Raw genomic sequence first — 16,845 nt, forward strand, 5'->3', positions numbered from 1 at the left:
CTGCCGACCGCCTGTCGCGCGACAACGACCGATCAGCGCATGTGAGCAGGTTGCAGCAGCGTGCAACGATGCGATCCGCATCACAGGTGACTACGCTCACTAGAGCCCGAACCGTTTGCCACGACCCGGAAAGAGGCCAACTCACCATGACGAGCGCAGCCCAGGACCACGACCAGCAGGCATTCCCGCCGAGCGCAGAGTTCGCTGCCACCGCCAACGCAGGTCCCGAGTTGCAGGCCGCCGCCGACGCCGATCGGCTGGCGTTCTGGGACACCCAAGCCCAGCGACTCGATTGGGCCGCCCCCTGGACACAGGTGCTCGACTGGTCCGATGCGCCCGTCTCGAAATGGTTCGTCGGGGGTTCCCTCAACGTCGCCTACAACTGCGTCGACCGGCACGTCGAAGCAGGCAACGGCGACCGCGTCGCGATCCACTTCGAGGGCGAACCCGGCGATACCCGCGCCCTGACCTACAACGACCTGCTCGCCGAGGTCTCGCAGGCCGCGAACACCTTCACCGAACTCGGTCTCGTCACCGGCGACCGCGTCGCGATCTACATGCCGATGATCCCCGAAGCCATCGTCACCATGCTCGCCTGCGCCCGCCTCGGACTGACCCACTCCGTCGTCTTCGCCGGCTTCTCCGCCACCGCGCTGCGTTCACGCATCGACGACGCCGAAGCCAAACTTCTCGTCACCGTCGACGGCCAGTGGCGCCGTGGTCAGGCTGCCCCCCTCAAGACCGCCGCCGACGAAGCCGCCCAGGGGGCCGCGTCGATAGAACATGTCCTGGTGGTCAAGCGCACGGGCATCGACGTCGAATGGACCGACGGCCGCGATCTCTGGTGGCACGAGACGGTCGAGAAGGCCTCCCCCGAACACACTCCGGAGGCATTCGACGCCGAGCACCCGCTGTTCATCCTCTACACCTCCGGCACCACCGGAAAGCCCAAGGGCATCGTCCACACTTCGGGCGGCTACCTCACGCAGGTCTCGTACACCCACCACTACGTGTTCGACCACAAGCCGGGCAAGGACGTCTACTGGTGCACCGCCGACATCGGCTGGGTCACCGGACACTCCTACATCGTGTACGGGCCTCTCTCGAACGGTGCCACCCAGGTGGTCTACGAAGGCACCCCCAACTCCCCGAACGAGCACCGGCACTTCGAGATCATCGAGAAGTACGGGGTGAGCATCTACTACACCGCCCCCACGCTGATCCGCACCTTCATGAAGTGGGGCCGCGAGATCCCCGACGCCCACGACCTGTCGTCGATCCGGCTGCTCGGCTCGGTCGGCGAGCCGATCAACCCCGAGGCGTGGCGCTGGTACCGCGAGGTCATCGGCGCAGGCAAGACCCCGGTCGTCGACACCTGGTGGCAGACCGAAACCGGTGCGATCATGATCTCCCCGCTGCCCGGCGTCACCGCCACCAAGCCGGGCTCCGCCATGGCACCGCTGCCCGGCATCTCCGCGAAGATCGTCGACGACGAAGCCGCTCCGCTCGGCGCGGGAGGCAACGGCTACCTGGTTCTCGACGAGCCGTGGCCGGCGATGCTCCGCGGCATCTGGGGCGACCCGCTGCGTTACCGCGAAACCTACTGGTCCCGCTACGAGGACCAGGGCTGGTACTTCGCGGGCGACGGCGCCAAGTACGACGAGGACGGCGCGCTGTGGGTTCTCGGCCGCGTCGACGACGTCATGAACGTCTCCGGGCACCGCATCTCCACATCCGAAGTGGAATCCGCCTTGGTGAGCCACTCCGCTGTCGCGGAAGCCGCGGTTGTCGGAGCGGCCGACGACACCACCGGCCAGGGCATCGTCGCGTACGTGATCCTGCTCGAGCACGTCGAGAACACCGGCGATCAGCTCATCAAGGAACTGCGCGATCACGTCGCAGTCGAGATCTCCCCGATCGCGAAACCGCGGCAGATCACCGTCGTGCCCGAGCTGCCCAAGACCCGCTCCGGCAAGATCATGCGACGCCTGCTCCGCGATGTCGCCGAGGGTCGTGAACTCGGCGACACCTCGACCCTCGTCGACCCCGCGGTCTTCGACGCCATCCGCAAGAAGTAACCCGCTCGTCACGGCGCCCTCCCGGAATCGGTCTCCGCGAGGGCGCCGTGTCGTCGGAGGCGGCGAACCTCCCGAAATCAGGAAAGCCGCCGTCCTTGCCATGTCACTCGTCGCTTCTGCACCACGATCAGCGCTACTGTTACGGCGTGGGCGAGCCCCACCGCAAGCAGAACGAACCAATCCGAAGGGGTCGACTAGTGAGCGTCACGAACGGGAACCGGCCGGGAGACGGGGCGCCGAGCAGCATCTCGGGCATTCCGCTGACGGAGGTACACACTCCGACCTCGCGGGACGCGAGCATCGGCGAACTCGTCCGTGACGCGACCGCGCAGGTGTCCACGCTGTTCCGCGCCGAAGTCGAACTCGCGAAGTCGGAGGTCACCGGCGAGGTCAAGAAGGGTCTGCAGGGCAGCCTCTTCTTCATCCTCGCCCTCGCTGTTCTCGTCTTCAGCTCGTTCTTCTTCTTCTTCTTCCTCGCCGAACTGCTCGACGTGTGGATTGCCCGCTGGCTGGCATTCCTGATCGTGTTCCTGATCATGGTGGTCGTCACGGCGATATTCGCGCTCCTCGGCTATCTGCGGGTGCGCAAGTTGCGAGCGCCGAACAAGACCATCGATTCGCTCAAGCAGACGAAGACGGTACTGCCGATGTCCGGCGACAACGCCGACGCACACCGCCCGCAGCACGCGGCCCGCTGACGCAGCCCGAACGATCACCACATTGTCCGCACCCGATCCGTCCACGGTCCGTTACGACGGGCCGTGGACCCACCGCGATATCCACGCCAACGGCATCCGACTACACACGGTCGAAGCCCACGGCACCGAGTCCGGCGCACCGTTGGTGGTATTCATTCACGGTTTCGGAGACCTGTGGTGGTCGTGGCGACACCAGCTCGAGGCCTTCGCCGACGACGGCCATCGCGCGGTCGCGATCGATCTGCGCGGCTACGGCGACAGCGACAAGCCGCCCCGTGGCTACGACGGCTGGACCCTCGCCGACGACGTCGCCGGACTGATCCGGGCCCTGGGTCACACCGAGGCTGTTCTGGTCGGCCACGCCGACGGCGGTCTCGTGTGCTGGGCCACCGCCGTTCTGCACCCGCAACTCGTTCGTGCGATTGCGGTCGTGGACTCCCCGCATCCGATTTCGCTCCGCGATGCTGCGATTCGCGACCGCGCGCAACGCAAGGCCCTCTTGCCCACCTTCCTCACCTATCAGCTCCCGTGGCGACCCGAACGGCTCCTCGTGCGCGACGACGGCACCGAGATCGAACGTCTCGTCCGCGTCCGCTCCGGCAGCGACTGGCAACGCAGCACGGACTTCGCAGATGTCATCGAGCGCCTGCGCTCGGCCGTCCAGATTCCCGGAGTCGCGCACTGCAGTCTCGAATACCAACGGTGGGCATTCCGTAGTCAGTGGCGACCCGACGGACGCCGGTTCATGAAAATCATGGACGTCACCCTGACCCTTCCCGTTCTGCAGTTGCACGGGGCGCTCGATCCGTACGTGATGGCCGCGACCCTACGTCGATGTGCGCGACACGCGCCCGGTCGGATCCTGAAGTTCATCGACGGCGCAGGCCACTACCCGCACCAGGAGAAGCCCGACGATACGACGGCTGCCCTCCTCGATTTCACCCGCGCTCTCTAGACCGCATCGGGCCCGGATCGAGTCACACGATGCACGCCCCGGTTCCGACGGCGGTGAACATCGAGTCGGCGACCGCGAGCTGACGGCTCACCTCGGATGCGGTGAGCGCGAAACCGGTATCGGCATCGTCGACAGCGGCGCCGAACACCATGCCCAGAATCCGCCCCTGCGGATCGACAAGCGGTCCGCCGGAGTTGCCCTGCTGGATCAGCCCGCGCAGCGTGTAGACCTCACGCTCGACGGTACCGCTGCGATAGATGTCGGGGCCCTGTAGATCCAGGGTCTCGCGGATACGGGCGGCACTGGCGGTGTACGGCCCACCACCCGGATACCCGAGGACGATGGCGTCGTCGCCCGAGTCGGCCGGGGTGGGCGAGAACGCGAGCGGTGTCGCAGTCAGTCCCGGAACCGCGAGGATCGCCACATCGACACCCGGATCGAACAGTACGACCTCCGCGTCGAGTGCACGTCCGTTGCTCTCGACGGTCACCGCCGCGGTCCCCGCGACCACATGCGCATTCGTCATGACACGTTCGGGCGACACCACGAAACCTGACCCTTCGAGCGCCTTCTGGCAGCTCGGGGCCACACCGTTGATGCGCAGCACGCTCGATTGCAACTGCGCCGGGATCTGTCCGTCGAGAAGAGTGCCGTCGGGAACGGCGACCTCGGCGATCGGTGTACGACCGAACGGCCCGATCACCTCGGGCAGTCCGGAGGTGTCGAGAAGCGCCGAGAATTCGTTGGGGATCGCCCGCATCCAGTCGGTCGCGAGATTGTCGACCGTGCCGAGAACACTCGAACCTCGTACCGCCGCGGAGACCTGTGTCTGCGCCGCGGAGGTCAGTGGGATGGCCAGCAACCACGCAGCGATGAGCACCGCGACGGATTGGAATCCGGCGCCGATCACGCTGTCGACTGTGCGAGCACTCGGACTGTGCATGCTGCTGCGCGCGGCCCGGCCGAGCACCATACCTGCGACTTCCCCGACCACCACCAGCACGATGATCAACACGATCCCCGCCAGGATCCGCAGCCGTCCCTCTTCGACGTGGACCAGAACGTGCGGTGCGATGAGGATGCCCGCCACAGCACCCAGCAGGACGCCGAGGAAGGCCAGCGCCGACGCCACCGCTCCCTGCCGCAGGCCGGACGACGCCGCGATGATCACGACGAGGACGATGACCAGGTCGATCCAGTTCGATCCGGTCATGCGTCGATCACTCCCGATTCGAGCTCTGCCTGCACCACTGCCAGATCACGGATGTCCCGGTGATCCCATTCGATCTCCCACCCCGACACCTCGAACAGGCCCGCGAGAACACCCGCGGTGAACCCCCACACGAGCATGCCGTCGACCTGGAACGCCGGGCCGCGATACCCCATCTCGTGGGAGACCTGGAATCTGTTGTCGGGATCGAGCAGGTCACGCAGAGGCACACGCACGACGCGAGCCGCCTCTGCGGGATCGACCACTCCGACCGGGCTCGGCTTCTCCCAATACGCAACGACGGGGGTCACGTCGAACCCCGACGGGGGTATGAACAGTTCGGGCAGCACCGACAGCGGGCGCACCCCGTCAGGGTCGAGCCCGGTCTCCTCCCACGCCTCCCGCAAGGCGGTCGCGATGGGGCCGTCGTCCTCGAGGTCGGCAGCACCACCGGGAAACGCGACCTGCCCGCTGTGCTGGCGCATGGTCGCGGCACGCTGGGTGAGCAACACATCGGCATCGGCAGGCAGGCCACCGCGGACGAGAGGGTCGGCCTCGGGCGATCCCCCGAACAGGACGAGCACCGACGCCTGGCGCGTGATCGTCCCGTGCGGAGCCGCGCGGGTCAGGATGGGGTTGAGTCCGTGCGGATCGGTGGGCATGCTCGTAGCCACACCCCGTAACCAATACGGCATCATGCGACAACCCCCAGATGTGTCTCGACAACCTCGGCCACCTCGTCGGCAGTGCGGAACGGCTGGGGCAGCACCTTGGCGACCGAACCGTCGGCGCGCAGGAGCACCGTGACGGGCAGTACCGCCGGCGCGGCCACCGCAGCCTGCACGCGGCCCGAACCGTCCTGCACACCGGGTAGCCGGACGTCGTATCGAGCGAGCCGCTCGAGCGCATTCGCCTCGTTGGGATCGGTGTGCACGGTCACCACCGACACCGCCTCACCCGCGCGGAGCGCGTACTCCTCGAGCACCGGAAGTTCTTCGGCACACGGAGCGCACCACCACGCCCAGAGGTTGACGACCGCGGGTCGTCCGGCGAGGCCGGCTGCGAGGTCGACGGAGCTACCGTCGCCGACGCACTCGAACACCGATCCGGCGAGCGGTCCCTCCGGAGCTGCCCCCGTCGGAGCCGGGCACGACTGCAGGTCCGCGGCGGCTCGCAACGGGGCGAGTGCCTGCGCGTCGTCCTGGGACCGACGGTCGACGGGTGCCGCGGACGTGCCCGGAGCGTCGGTGTCGGGCGGGTCGGAGGTGTCGCTGCCGCGGGGCCAGATGGCGACGATCAACGCGATCACGACGATCAATGCTGCCAGGCTCCAACGGCCTGCACTCGAAGGACGCACCGTCACCTCCCGGCCAGCTCGAGCAGGTGCTCGGTCTCCGGTCCCTTCACGAGCCCAGCAGCGATCTGCGGATCGGTGGGCCCGATCCCGTAGGAGGGGCAGTCCTTCGCGAGCACGCACACTCCACATGCCGGCTTACGCGCGTGGCACACGCGCCTCCCGTGGAAGATCACCCGATGGGACAGCAAGGTCCATTCTTTGCGCTCGATCAACTCGCCGATCAGATGCTCGATCTTCACCGGGTCGGTTTCATCCGTCCACTTCCACCGGTTCACGAGGCGCCCGAAGTGGGTGTCGACAGTGATTCCCGGCACATCGAAGGCATTGCCGAGGACCACGTTCGCCGTTTTGCGGCCGATCCCCGGGAGGGTCACGAGGTCTTTCATCCTGCGCGGAACCTCGCCGTCGAAGCGCTCGAGCAACGCCTGGCCGAGGCCGATCAGCGAGTTGGTCTTGTTGCGGTAGAAACCGGTGGAACGGATGTACTCCTCGAGCTCGGCGCGGTCGGCTTCCGCATACGAGCGGGCGTCCGGGTAGCGGGCGAAGAGCGCGGGCGTGACCTGGTTGACGCGTACATCAGTGCACTGTGCGGACAGAATCGTCGCGACCGCCAGCTCGAGCGGGGTGGTGAAATCGAGTTCACAATAGACGTGCGGGAAGGCCTCGGCGAGGCGCCGGTTCATTCGCCGTGCACGCCGAACCAGGGCGAGCCGGGACTCCGGTCCCCGCACCCCACGTGGCCTGCGCGGGCTCCGTTCTGCGGCGCGAACAGGACTCTCTTCGAGGCTCTCGGACGGGGTCGGCTGCACCTGACCCACTCTACGTAAGGCGTCGGACGCGAACCGGGGGGTCGTGTCTGTTCTGAGATCTTGCCCGTGTTTACTTCCCGTCATGCAAGCTCTTGCTGTCGTACTTCTCCCAGTGCTGCTCATGCTGTTTGCACTCGCCATGGAAAGGGTCGAATCCCGATTGAGTCGATTGTCCGTGCGTCAGCAGGAGGTCGAGGAGTTCCTCGATCAGGCGGATCACGACGACGTCGAGGCCCTCGCCCGCGAGGGATTCCCCGGCGCATTGGCTCGATTCAACCGCCGGCGGCGACGCAGCGACACCACCGATTCCATCGACGCCCCGGATCTACTGGACACGAGCCGCGCGAGCTGACGCAAGTACCGGCCGGTAGCCTTCCAGGGCGGCCTCCGACATATCCGGACGGAATCCGTGGTGTCGGTCACTCACACATGCGGCAGGCACAGTAGACTTGGCGTTCGTACGCCGGACTGGTGAACCTCGCCGGGATGCCTGGACGTGCACACCGCCAGTCGAAGAACAACAAGAATCATCCCAAAAGGAGCGCACGTGGACGACGTCCTGACCAGAGCAGGCATCTTCCAAGGAGTCGAGCCCTCTGCGGTTGCGGCGCTGATCAAGGAGCTGCAACCGGTCGATTTCCCACGCGGCCACGTCATCTTCAACGAGGGTGAACCGGGCGATCGTCTATACATCATCGTCTCCGGCAAGATCAAGATCGGAAGACGCTCGCCCGACGGCCGCGAGAATCTGCTGACGATCATGGGCCCCTCCGACATGTTCGGTGAGCTGTCCATCTTCGATCCGGGCCCGCGCACCTCCACCGCCACCACCGTCACCGAGGTGCGTGCGGTGAGCATGGACCGCGAAGCACTCAAAGCGTGGATCGACCAGCGACCCGAGATCGCGGAGCAGCTGCTGCGCGTGCTCGCCCGTCGTCTGCGTCGTACCAACAACAGCCTCGCCGACCTGATCTTCACCGATGTTCCCGGTCGTGTCGCCAAGGCGCTGCTCCAGCTCGCGCAGCGTTTCGGCACGCAGGAAGCAGGTGCGCTCCGCGTGACCCACGACCTGACGCAGGAAGAGATCGCCCAGCTCGTCGGCGCATCCCGCGAGACGGTCAACAAGGCGCTCGCCGACTTCGCGCACCGCGGCTGGCTGCGGCTCGAAGGTAAGAGCGTGCTGATCTCGGATTCCGAGCGTCTGGCGCGTCGCGCCCGCTAGCGACAGCTCCGGAAATACTGCATACGAGTGAGGCCTGGACACCATCCGGTGTCCAGGCCTCACTCGTTCGTACTCGTCCGGCGGGTCTATCCGCGCAGATATGCCAGCTGCACATTCACCGACTTCTCTGCGGCACCCCACAGCGACTCGTCGACGTCGGCATACACGTGTTCGACGATCTGCCGTGCCGACGCGTCGTGGCCGAGGCTGCGCAATGCGCTCCGCACCTGATCCAGCCGGTCCTCCCGGTGCGCGAGGTACCGGCGAGCGATCGTCTCGAGGTCGGGCAGTTCCGCACCGTGCCCGGGCAGCACCGTGTACCCCGAGCCGAGTTCTATGTACGACCGCAACGACCCCAGGTAGTCACCGAGGTCACCGTCGGCGTCGTCGAGCACGGTGGTGCCTCGCCCGAGGATCGTGTCGGCGGTGAGGACACTGCGGTCGTCCTCGAGAACGAACGACAGGGAATCCGCCGTGTGCCCCGGCGTGGCGAGGACCCGGACGTGCAGTCCCGCCGCCTCGACGACGTCGCCGTCGGAAAGCCCGCTACCACCACCGTGCCGATGTTCGGGTGTCACGGCATGAACCGGGCTTCCTGTGAGCGCGGCGAAACGCTCACCGCCTTCGGTGTGGTCGAAGTGGCGGTGGCTGATGAGCGTCATCGCGACCGGGACCTGCGCGACACGCGCGAGGTGGTCCTCGTCGAGCGGTCCCGGATCGATCACGATGCACTCGTCGCTGCCCGGCGCGCGCAGGATCCACGTGTTGGTGCCCTCGAGGGACATCACCGACGGATTCTCGGCGAGCACCACCGCCGCGTTCTCGGTCACCTGCCGCAGCCGACCGTAGACAGGATGAACGAGTGCCATGATCAGCGCACCTCGACCATCAGCTCCACCTCAACGGACGCACCGAGCGGAAGTTCAGCGACACCGACGGCCGACCTCGCGTGAGCACCGGCCTCGCCGAAGATCTCACCCAGCAGTTCCGAGGCTCCGTTGACGACACCGGGTTGTCCGGTGAAACCGTCGGCCGAGGCCACGAATCCGACGACCTTGACGATGCGCACCACGTTGTCGATACCTACCAGGGCGTCGACTGCGGCCAGAGCGTTGAGCGCCGAGATGCGGGCAGCGGCTTTCGCGTCCTCAGCGGACACGTCGGCGCCGACCTTGCCTGCGTAGTTCAGGACGCCGTCGACCATCGGAAGCTGGCCGGAGGTGTAGACGGTGTTCCCGCTGCGCACAGCAGGCACATATGCGGCGACCGGCTTCGCGACCGGCGGCAGGGCGATCCCGAGGTCGGTCAGACGTGCGGTCCAGGTTTCGGCCATGCGGTCAGCTCTTCGGTCGCTTGAGGTATGCGACGTGCTGTTCACCGGTGGGTCCCTGCAGAACCGTCACCAGTTCCCACCCGTCGGAACCCCACGTGTCGAGGATCTGCTTGGTTGCGTGCGTGAGCAGGGGCACGGTTGCGTACTCCCACGTAATCAATTCACTCATGACCTGACCCTATCCGGCGCCTTTCCCCCTTGACGACTTATAGGCTCGTCACCGTGGCGACACAGACATCTCATTCCGGCACATGGCCGGCCAAGGCCGCGCGGGCACGACTGCACTTCGTGTCCGGTAAGGGTGGAACCGGGAAATCCACGGTCGCGGCGGCGATAGCACTTGCCCTCGCGTCGGGAGGCCGCAAGGTTCTGCTCGTCGAGACCGAGGGCAGGCAGGGGATCGCGCAGCTGTTCGACGTGGCGCCCCTACCTCCGGTGGAGACGAAGATCGCAACCGCCGAGGGAGGCGGAGTGGTCATGGCCCTCGCGATCGACATCGAGGCGGCGTTCCTGGAATACCTCGACATGTTCTACAACCTCGGGTTCGCGGGACGCGCGATGCGCAAGATCGGAGCGATCGAGTTCGCGACTACGCTCGCCCCGGGACTCCGCGATGTCATCCTCACCGGAAAGATCAAGGAGACGGTGGTGCGCACCGACAAGTCCGGTGAGCGCCTCTACGACGCGATCGTGGTCGACGCCCCGCCCACCGGCCGGATCGGCAGCTTCCTCGATGTGACGAAGGCGATGGCCGACCTCGCGAAGTCGGGGCCGATCCGCTCGCAGAGCGAAGGTGTGGTGCGGTTGTTTCATTCCGACGAGACCGTCGTGCATCTGGTGACACTGCTCGAGGCGCTGCCCGTGCAGGAGACATCCGACGCGGTCGACGAACTCGAGGCGGCCGACCTTCGGATGGGCACGGTGATCGTCAACAGGACCGAGCCCGAGCATCTGCCGGACGCACTCGTCGACGACGTCGCCGACGGCCGTATCCCCGGCGCATCCATCCGGGCCGCGTTCGAGCGGGTCGGGCTGACGCTGGCGGACGACGATTTCGCCGGTGTGCTCACGGAGACCATCGAGCATGCTTCGGTATTGCAGGCGCAGCAGGTCAGCGCTGCCCAACTCGACGATGTGAAGGTGGCCCGGATGTCTCTACCGTTGCTTGCGGACGGGGTCGACCTCGGTGGGCTCTACGAGCTTGCCGAGCTTCTTGCCGAGCAGGGCGTCCGATGACCGAGCGGACGGTGCGCACGGCACCGGTGCTCGATGTCGCGAAAATCCTCCACGATCCGGCGTCGCGGGTGATCGTGTGTTGTGGGTCCGGGGGTGTCGGTAAGACGACGACGGCGGCGTCGCTCGCGCTGCGTGCGGCAGAACAGGGCCGCAGGGTCGTGGTGCTCACGATCGATCCGGCAAGGCGGCTGGCCCAGGCACTCGGTGTGCAGACCCTCGACAACTCGCCACAGAAAGTGCCGCTCGAGCCCGGTACGACGGGCGAGTTGCACGCGATGATGCTGAACATGCGCCGCACGTTCGACGACATGGTCGTCGAACACTCGGCGCCGGAGAAAGCGCAGCAGATCCTCGACAACCCCTTCTATCAGACGGTGGCGTCGTCGTTCTCCGGTACGCAGGAGTACATGGCGATGGAGAAGCTCGGTCAGCTCGCCGCGAGCAAGGAATGGGATCTGATCGTCGTCGATACTCCGCCGTCGCGGAACGCCCTCGACTTCCTCGACGCACCGCAGCGTCTCGGCGCCTTCCTCGACGGCCGGATGATCCGTATCTTCACTGCCCCCGGTCGCGGACTCGGACGGATCGTCACGGGCGCGATGGGATTGGCGTTGAAGGCGGTGTCGACGGTCGTGGGCAGTCAGATGCTCTCGGATGCATCCGCGTTCGTGCAGTCGCTGGATTCGATGTTCGGTGGGTTCCGTGACCGCGCCAACCGTACGTATCAGCTCCTGCAGCAGCCGGGAACACACTTCATGGTGGTTGCAGCGCCGGAACCGGATGCCCTGCGGGAGGCGTCGTTCTTCGTCGAACGACTGAGCTCCGACAAGATGCCGCTCGCGGGTCTGGTGCTCAACCGGACACATCCGACGTTGTCGTCACTATCGGTCGATCACGCGTTGACCTCGGCCGACCTCCTCGCGGACGAGGGCGGGGAGGATGCGCCCGCCGCGGAGGCCGTGCTCCGTATCCACGCGCATCGTGCCGTGACGGCGAAGCGAGAGGTTCATCTGCTGCGAGGATTCACCGCGGCGAATCCTCGTGTGCCGGTCGTCGGTGTGCCGTCGTTGCCCTTCGAGGTGTCGGACCTCGAAGCGCTTCGGGCGGTAGGCGACCAGTTGACCCGTCAGGCCTGATCGTTCCGGGTTGCACGCACGACCTTCCCCGTCGTGCGTGCTCCGGCGTCGTCACAGGCAGCAGTCTCACCGAATCGCAGTCACACCGCGTTCTGGTGCTGACGCTGCGCCTCGAAGAAGTCCGACCAGGACTCCACTTCCGGATGCTGTTTGAGAAGCGCACGACGCTGTCGTTCGGTCATCCCTCCCCACACTCCGAACTCGACACGGTTGTCGAGTGCGTCTGCGCCGCACTGCAGCATCACGGGGCAGTGACGGCAGATCACCGCCGCCTTCCGCTGCGCAGCGCCTCGGACGAACAATTGATCGGGGTCTACCTCGCGGCATCGAGCCTTCGATACCCAGGCGATGCGTGCTTCTTCTTCGTCGACGTCGAGCCTGGTCGTGGGGGTGGTCAGGTGCATTCAGTTCCCCTTTTCTTTCCGAACGCCGCTGTACGGAGTTCCCGAGGACACACAATTTGCACTTAGCATGAAAGAACTTGTGCGTCTTCACTGTCGAGGTGTTATCTGCATCACACTGCTGTCTCAATCTAGGTAAACTGGTGCCCGCGCGCAAGGCGAACGAAACCTTTTCTGGTACGTCCGTGCATAGCTGCACGTCGGACGGCGTTTCGCCTCCCTGGAATCGGCGACCCCGACGAACGGCACGTAGGGTGTACCCGTGTCGATCCGAAGTACTGTGGCGAAACTTGCCGGTTGCACGGCCCTCGGCGGTGTCCTCTTGGCCGGAATGCTCTTCCCGGCAGCAGGCGGATTCGGTTACGTGTCGAATCGCGCCGCTGACACCGTGGACAACAGTTCCGCAGAACTCGTCGAAGGGATCGTTCCCGCCGTCACGACGATGGTCGACTCCGCAGGCAACCCGATCGCGTGGCTGTACGACCAGCGTCGCTTCGAGGTCCCCAGCGACCAGATCTCCAACGAGATGAAGCTCGCGATCGTCTCGATCGAGGACAAGCGATTCCCCGAGCACCAGGGCGTGGACTGGCAGGGCACCATCCGTGCCTTCCTCACCAACACCAGCAGTGGCCAGGTCGAGCAGGGCGCGTCGACGATCGACCAGCAGTACGTGAAGAACTACCTGCTGCACGTCGTGGCGAAGACCGATGCGGAACGCCGCGCGGCGATCGAGACCACTCCGGCTCGCAAGATCCGTGAGATCCGGATGGCACTGACCCTCGACGAAGAGCTGTCCAAGGACGAGATCCTCACCCGCTACCTGAACCTGGTGCCGTTCGGCAACGGTTCGTTCGGCATCCAGGACGCCGCCCAGACCTACTTCGGGATCGACGCGAAAGACCTGAACGTCGCCCAGTCCGCGATGCTCGCGGGCATGGTGCAGTCGAGCTCCGCCCTCAACCCCTACACGAACGAAGAGGGCGTGACGAAGCGCCGCAACATCGTGCTCGACACGATGATCGACAACATTCCCGAGCGGGCCGACGAGATCCGTGCCGCGAAAGCCGAACCGCTCGGCGTCCTTCCCGAACCGAACACCCTGCCGCGAGGCTGCATCGAAGCGGGCGATCGCGGATTCTTCTGCGAGTACGCACTCCAGTACCTCGCGAACTCGGGCCTGTCCCGAGAACAGATCGACAAGGGCGGCTACCTCATCCGCACCACACTCGACCCTGAAGTTCAGAATTCGACCAAGTCCGCGCTAGATCAATACACGAGTCCGACCGTCGACGATGTCGCAACGGTGATGAACGTGGTCGAACCCGGCCAGGATGCCCATCGCGTCCTCGCAATGGGATCGAGCCGCACCTACGGCCTCGACGGTGACGCGCACGAAACGGTCCAGCCACAGCCTTATTCGCTCGCCGGACACGGTGCGGGATCCGTTTTCAAGATCTTCACGGTCGCCGCAGCGATGGAGCAGGGGCTCGGCACCAGCGCTGTCCTCGACGTGCCTTCGCGATACAACGCACAAGGCCTCGGCGACGGCGGCGCGCGCGGATGCCCCGCCGGCTACTACTGCGTCGAAAATGCCGCACCGTATCCGCAGTCGCTGACGGTGACCGACGCACTCGCGCAGTCCCCGAACACCGCTTTCGTGAAACTGATCGAGGCGACCGGAGTCGACTCCGTCGTCGACATGTCGGTCCGACTGGGCATGCGTTCGTACTCACAGCCCAACACCTCGGGCTTCGGTGAGCAGTCGATGGCCGACATGCAGAAGGCTCAGCATCTGGGCTCGTACACACTCGGCCCCACCTGGATCAACAACCTCGAATTGTCGAACGTCGCAGCCACCCTTGCCTCGCACGGCAAGTGGTGCCCTCCGACTCCGATCGAGGGTGTCTTCGATCGGGAGGGCAAGTCCGTGCCGATCACGCAGCAGGCGTGCGAGCAGGTCATCGAGCCCGGTCTGGCCGACACTCTCGCCAATGCGATGAGCAAGGACACCTCCGCGGGCGGCACCGCTGCCGGGGCTGCAGGCAACACCGGATGGAACCTGCCGGTGGCCGCGAAGACCGGCACCACCGAGTCGCACATGTCGTCCGCGTTCCTAGGCTTCACCAACCGGTACGCCGGGTCCGTCTATACCTACGGCGACTCCCCCACGCCCGGACAGATCTGCGCCAACCCGGTCCGCCCTTGTTACGACGGCAACCTGTTCGGTGGCACCGCTCCCGCGCACACCTGGTTCACCGCTATGACGCCGGTCGCCACGAAGTTCGGCTCCGTCGAACTTCCGCCCGCCGACCCGCGTTACGTCCGCGGCGCAGGCAATGCTCAGGTCCCCGACGTCACCGGCCTCTCCAAGGATCGGGCCGTGCAGCGACTGCGAGACGCCGGGTTCTCGGTGTCCGAATCCACGACCAAGGGCGAGGAGCGGGCAGGCACGGTCACCGGAAGTTCGCCCGCCGGCTCCGCGGTGCCCGGCTCGACGGTCACGATCTTCATCAGTGACGGTTCGGTGCGGGCGGCACCCACCACGAGCGCGACACCCGCACGGCCGAGCGGCAGCGAAGTTCCCGACACCACCGTGCCTGCGGCTCCCGCCCCAGTCCCCAGCCGACAAGAACCGGCGCAGACCGAGTCGGCGCCGCCGGACGAAAGCGAATCGGAGAGCCCGGCAGCCACGACGACACCGTCGCAGCCGGACAACTGACGCTAGAGGCGTGACCGCACCGCCGCAGAAAGGCGCTTTCCGTCTGCCTTTCCTGCGGCGATCGCGGTCGCGACCTTCATGACCTGGCCCATGTTCTTCGGGCCGGGACGCGCACCGAGCTCATCGGCGACCCTTCCGATGGCCGTGTCGACCACATCGACGAGCTCCGCGTCGGTCAGCGGCATCGGCAGGTACTCGTCGATGATGCGGGCCTCGGCGTGTTCCTTGGCTGCGAGTTCACCGCGACCGTTCTCGGTGTAGACCTCAGCGGCCTCGCCGCGCTTCTTGGCCTCCCGCGACAGAACCTTGATGACCTCGTCGTCGGAGAGTTCGCGTGCTTCCTTTCCCGAGACCTCCTCGGTCTGGATCGCGGCGAGCAACATCCGCAACGTCGCCAAACGCAGTTGGTCCTTGGCCTTCATCGCGGCAGTCATGTCTGCGCGCAAGGCGGATTTGAGTGAAGAAGCTGTATCGGTCATGCCCGGAACGCTACGCCGGGAGCACCGAAGCACGTGCGCAGACGTGCAGCGGCGGTACGCTGAAGAAGTGCCTGACCTTTCTCCCCTCACACGTGTCGCCGCGGGTACCGCAGGAGCTGCCGTCCTCGGTCTCGGTTACGCCACGCTGATCGAACGCAACGCCTTCACCCTCCGGGAGGTCACCGTCCCGGTCCTCGCGCCGGGTGCATCGACTCTCCGCGTGCTGCACATCAGCGACCTGCACATGATGCCGGGGCAGAAACGTAAACAGAACTGGCTCAGGGAACTGGACCGGCTCGAACCCGATCTGGTGATCAACACGGGCGACAACCTGTCGCATCCGAAAGCGGTTCCCGCGGTGGTCCAGTCGCTCAGTGGCCTGTTGGCGCGGCCGGGCCTCTTCGTCTTCGGCAGCAACGATTACTTCGCGCCGGTGCTGAAGAACCCCCTCGCCTACTTCGACAAGGACCACGACCGCGTGTACGGCCCTCCGCTCCCCTGGGGCGACCTGCGCGCAGCGTTCAACGAACGCGGCTGGCAGGACATGACGCACATCCGGCGCGACGTCGAGGTCGGCGGTGTGCGTATCTCGGTGGCCGGCGTCGACGACCCGCACCTCGAACGCGATCGTTACGAGACCATCGCCGGGGCAGCCGACAAGTCCGCAGATCTTCGTCTGGGCCTGTCCCACTCCCCCGAGCCGCGAGTGCTGGACCGTTTCGCCGACGACGGATACGACCTGGTACTCGCCGGACACACCCACGGTGGTCAGCTCTGCCTGCCGTTCTTCGGTGCCCTGGTGACCAACTGCGGCATCGATCGGTCGCGGGTGAAGGGTCCCTCCCGGTGGGGGGCACGGATGCGGCTGCACGTGTCGGCAGGAATGGGGACGTCGCCGTTCGCCCCGGCACGCTTCTGCTGCCGTCCGGAAGCCACCCTTCTGACCTTGGTTCCGGCGCCGCACGAGGAATCACGGAACTCTACGGGCAGCACCGCGGAAAGCGCGGGGTCTCGTCGCTGACCATCGGGAACCTTGTCGCTGACCATCGGGAACCTTGTCACCGACCAGCCGATTTAACCTTCACACGGATGGTGTTGTAAGCTGACCGAGGTTCATCACGGGGTGTGGCGCAGCTTGGTAGCGCGCTTCGTTCGGGACGAAGAGGTCGTGGGTTCGAATCCCGCCACCCCGACTCGTGAGTGAGCAGATCA

Annotated in this window: 18 protein-coding genes and 1 tRNA gene; 10 read left to right on the forward strand and 9 right to left on the reverse strand. The window is 66.0% G+C overall.

Annotated elements, in window-relative coordinates; genetic code table 11:
• The first annotated feature begins 146 nt into the window (after positions 1-146).
• The 3 genes from acs to ACFWCF_RS20845 all read left to right on the forward strand — a co-directional run bounded on the left by acs (position 147) and on the right by ACFWCF_RS20845 (position 3,731).
• Positions 147-2,078 carry an acetate--CoA ligase gene (acs, locus tag ACFWCF_RS20835; protein WP_378565417.1) on the forward strand — a complete coding sequence of 644 codons (1,932 nt, stop codon included), beginning with the start codon at positions 147-149 and terminating at the stop codon, positions 2,076-2,078.
• A gap of 197 nt (positions 2,079-2,275) precedes the next feature.
• Positions 2,276-2,776, forward strand: coding sequence for a phage holin family protein (locus tag ACFWCF_RS20840; protein WP_378565420.1), 501 nt, complete (start codon positions 2,276-2,278; stop codon positions 2,774-2,776).
• A gap of 22 nt (positions 2,777-2,798) precedes the next feature.
• Complete coding sequence (locus ACFWCF_RS20845; RefSeq protein WP_378565423.1) at positions 2,799-3,731, forward strand: alpha/beta fold hydrolase; 933 nt, start codon at positions 2,799-2,801, stop codon at positions 3,729-3,731.
• Between the two features lie 22 nt (positions 3,732-3,753).
• On the opposite strand, the gene ACFWCF_RS20850 is transcribed toward ACFWCF_RS20845, so the two are convergent.
• Genes ACFWCF_RS20850 through nth form a run of 4 tightly spaced genes read right to left on the reverse strand, consistent with a single transcriptional unit; the run spans position 3,754 to position 7,107 of the window.
• Entirely contained in the window at positions 3,754-4,944 is a 1,191-nt protein-coding gene (locus tag ACFWCF_RS20850) for a MarP family serine protease (RefSeq protein WP_378565426.1), read from the reverse strand.
• Positions 4,941-5,639 (reverse strand): NUDIX hydrolase, encoded by a 699-nt coding sequence (locus ACFWCF_RS20855; RefSeq protein WP_378565429.1) that lies wholly within the window; start codon positions 5,637-5,639, stop codon positions 4,941-4,943. Before ACFWCF_RS20855 ends, ACFWCF_RS20850 begins: the two co-directional genes overlap by 4 nt.
• On the reverse strand, positions 5,636-6,298 hold the full coding sequence (locus tag ACFWCF_RS20860; RefSeq protein WP_378565432.1) for a redoxin family protein: 663 nt from the start codon (positions 6,296-6,298) through the stop codon (positions 5,636-5,638). Before ACFWCF_RS20860 ends, ACFWCF_RS20855 begins: the two co-directional genes overlap by 4 nt.
• Positions 6,299-6,300: 2 nt before the next feature.
• Positions 6,301-7,107: an endonuclease III gene (gene nth, locus ACFWCF_RS20865; RefSeq protein ID WP_378565435.1), complete on the reverse strand. Its 807-nt coding sequence runs from the start codon at positions 7,105-7,107 to the stop codon at positions 6,301-6,303.
• 82 nt (positions 7,108-7,189) lie between these two features.
• Between nth and ACFWCF_RS20870 the strand changes: the two genes are divergently transcribed.
• A complete protein-coding gene (locus ACFWCF_RS20870) occupies positions 7,190-7,459 on the forward strand; it encodes a hypothetical protein (RefSeq protein WP_378565438.1) in 270 nt (89 codons plus the stop codon).
• Between the two features lie 195 nt (positions 7,460-7,654).
• Positions 7,655-8,329 carry a Crp/Fnr family transcriptional regulator gene (locus tag ACFWCF_RS20875; protein WP_378492192.1) on the forward strand — a complete coding sequence of 225 codons (675 nt, stop codon included), beginning with the start codon at positions 7,655-7,657 and terminating at the stop codon, positions 8,327-8,329.
• Between the two features lie 86 nt (positions 8,330-8,415).
• Here ACFWCF_RS20875 and ACFWCF_RS20880 read toward each other — a convergent pair whose 3' ends face one another.
• The 3 genes from ACFWCF_RS20880 to ACFWCF_RS20890 are packed head-to-tail and all read right to left on the reverse strand — an operon-like array spanning position 8,416 to position 9,831.
• The gene (locus ACFWCF_RS20880; RefSeq protein ID WP_378565442.1) at positions 8,416-9,198 is read right to left on the reverse strand and encodes an MBL fold metallo-hydrolase; all 783 of its coding nucleotides are present in this window, start codon (positions 9,196-9,198) and stop codon (positions 8,416-8,418) included.
• Between the two features lie 2 nt (positions 9,199-9,200).
• Positions 9,201-9,662 carry a RidA family protein gene (locus ACFWCF_RS20885; protein WP_378565445.1) on the reverse strand — a complete coding sequence of 154 codons (462 nt, stop codon included), beginning with the start codon at positions 9,660-9,662 and terminating at the stop codon, positions 9,201-9,203.
• Positions 9,663-9,666: 4 nt separating this feature from the next.
• Positions 9,667-9,831 (reverse strand): hypothetical protein, encoded by a 165-nt coding sequence (locus ACFWCF_RS20890; protein ID WP_378565448.1) that lies wholly within the window; start codon positions 9,829-9,831, stop codon positions 9,667-9,669.
• 53 nt (positions 9,832-9,884) lie between these two features.
• On the opposite strand from ACFWCF_RS20890, the gene ACFWCF_RS20895 reads away from it, so the two are divergent.
• Together ACFWCF_RS20895 and ACFWCF_RS20900 are read left to right on the forward strand one after the other, a co-directional pair.
• Complete coding sequence (locus ACFWCF_RS20895) at positions 9,885-10,898, forward strand: ArsA-related P-loop ATPase (protein ID WP_378565451.1); 1,014 nt, start codon at positions 9,885-9,887, stop codon at positions 10,896-10,898.
• Positions 10,895-12,034 (forward strand): ArsA family ATPase, encoded by a 1,140-nt coding sequence (locus ACFWCF_RS20900; RefSeq protein ID WP_378565454.1) that lies wholly within the window; start codon positions 10,895-10,897, stop codon positions 12,032-12,034. Before ACFWCF_RS20895 ends, ACFWCF_RS20900 begins: the two co-directional genes overlap by 4 nt.
• A gap of 80 nt (positions 12,035-12,114) precedes the next feature.
• On the opposite strand, the gene ACFWCF_RS20905 is transcribed toward ACFWCF_RS20900, so the two are convergent.
• Positions 12,115-12,438: a WhiB family transcriptional regulator gene (locus ACFWCF_RS20905; RefSeq protein ID WP_378565457.1), complete on the reverse strand. Its 324-nt coding sequence runs from the start codon at positions 12,436-12,438 to the stop codon at positions 12,115-12,117.
• Positions 12,439-12,715: 277 nt separating this feature from the next.
• Here ACFWCF_RS20905 and ACFWCF_RS20910 point away from each other — a divergent pair, with 277 nt between their 5' ends.
• Positions 12,716-15,154 (forward strand): transglycosylase domain-containing protein, encoded by a 2,439-nt coding sequence (locus ACFWCF_RS20910; protein WP_378565654.1) that lies wholly within the window; start codon positions 12,716-12,718, stop codon positions 15,152-15,154.
• Between the two features lie 2 nt (positions 15,155-15,156).
• On the opposite strand, the gene ACFWCF_RS20915 is transcribed toward ACFWCF_RS20910, so the two are convergent.
• A complete protein-coding gene (locus tag ACFWCF_RS20915) occupies positions 15,157-15,633 on the reverse strand; it encodes a GatB/YqeY domain-containing protein (protein ID WP_378565460.1) in 477 nt (158 codons plus the stop codon).
• A 67-nt stretch (positions 15,634-15,700) separates the two neighbouring features.
• On the opposite strand from ACFWCF_RS20915, the gene ACFWCF_RS20920 reads away from it, so the two are divergent.
• Together ACFWCF_RS20920 and ACFWCF_RS20925 are read left to right on the forward strand one after the other, a co-directional pair.
• Positions 15,701-16,654 carry a metallophosphoesterase gene (locus tag ACFWCF_RS20920; protein WP_378565463.1) on the forward strand — a complete coding sequence of 318 codons (954 nt, stop codon included), beginning with the start codon at positions 15,701-15,703 and terminating at the stop codon, positions 16,652-16,654.
• Between the two features lie 98 nt (positions 16,655-16,752).
• A tRNA-Pro gene (locus tag ACFWCF_RS20925) sits at positions 16,753-16,826 on the forward strand.
• The last annotated feature ends 19 nt before the right edge of the window (positions 16,827-16,845 follow it).

This window comes from Rhodococcus sp. NPDC060090, from assembly GCF_042729855.1.
GTDB lineage: Bacteria > Actinomycetota > Actinomycetes > Mycobacteriales > Mycobacteriaceae > Rhodococcus.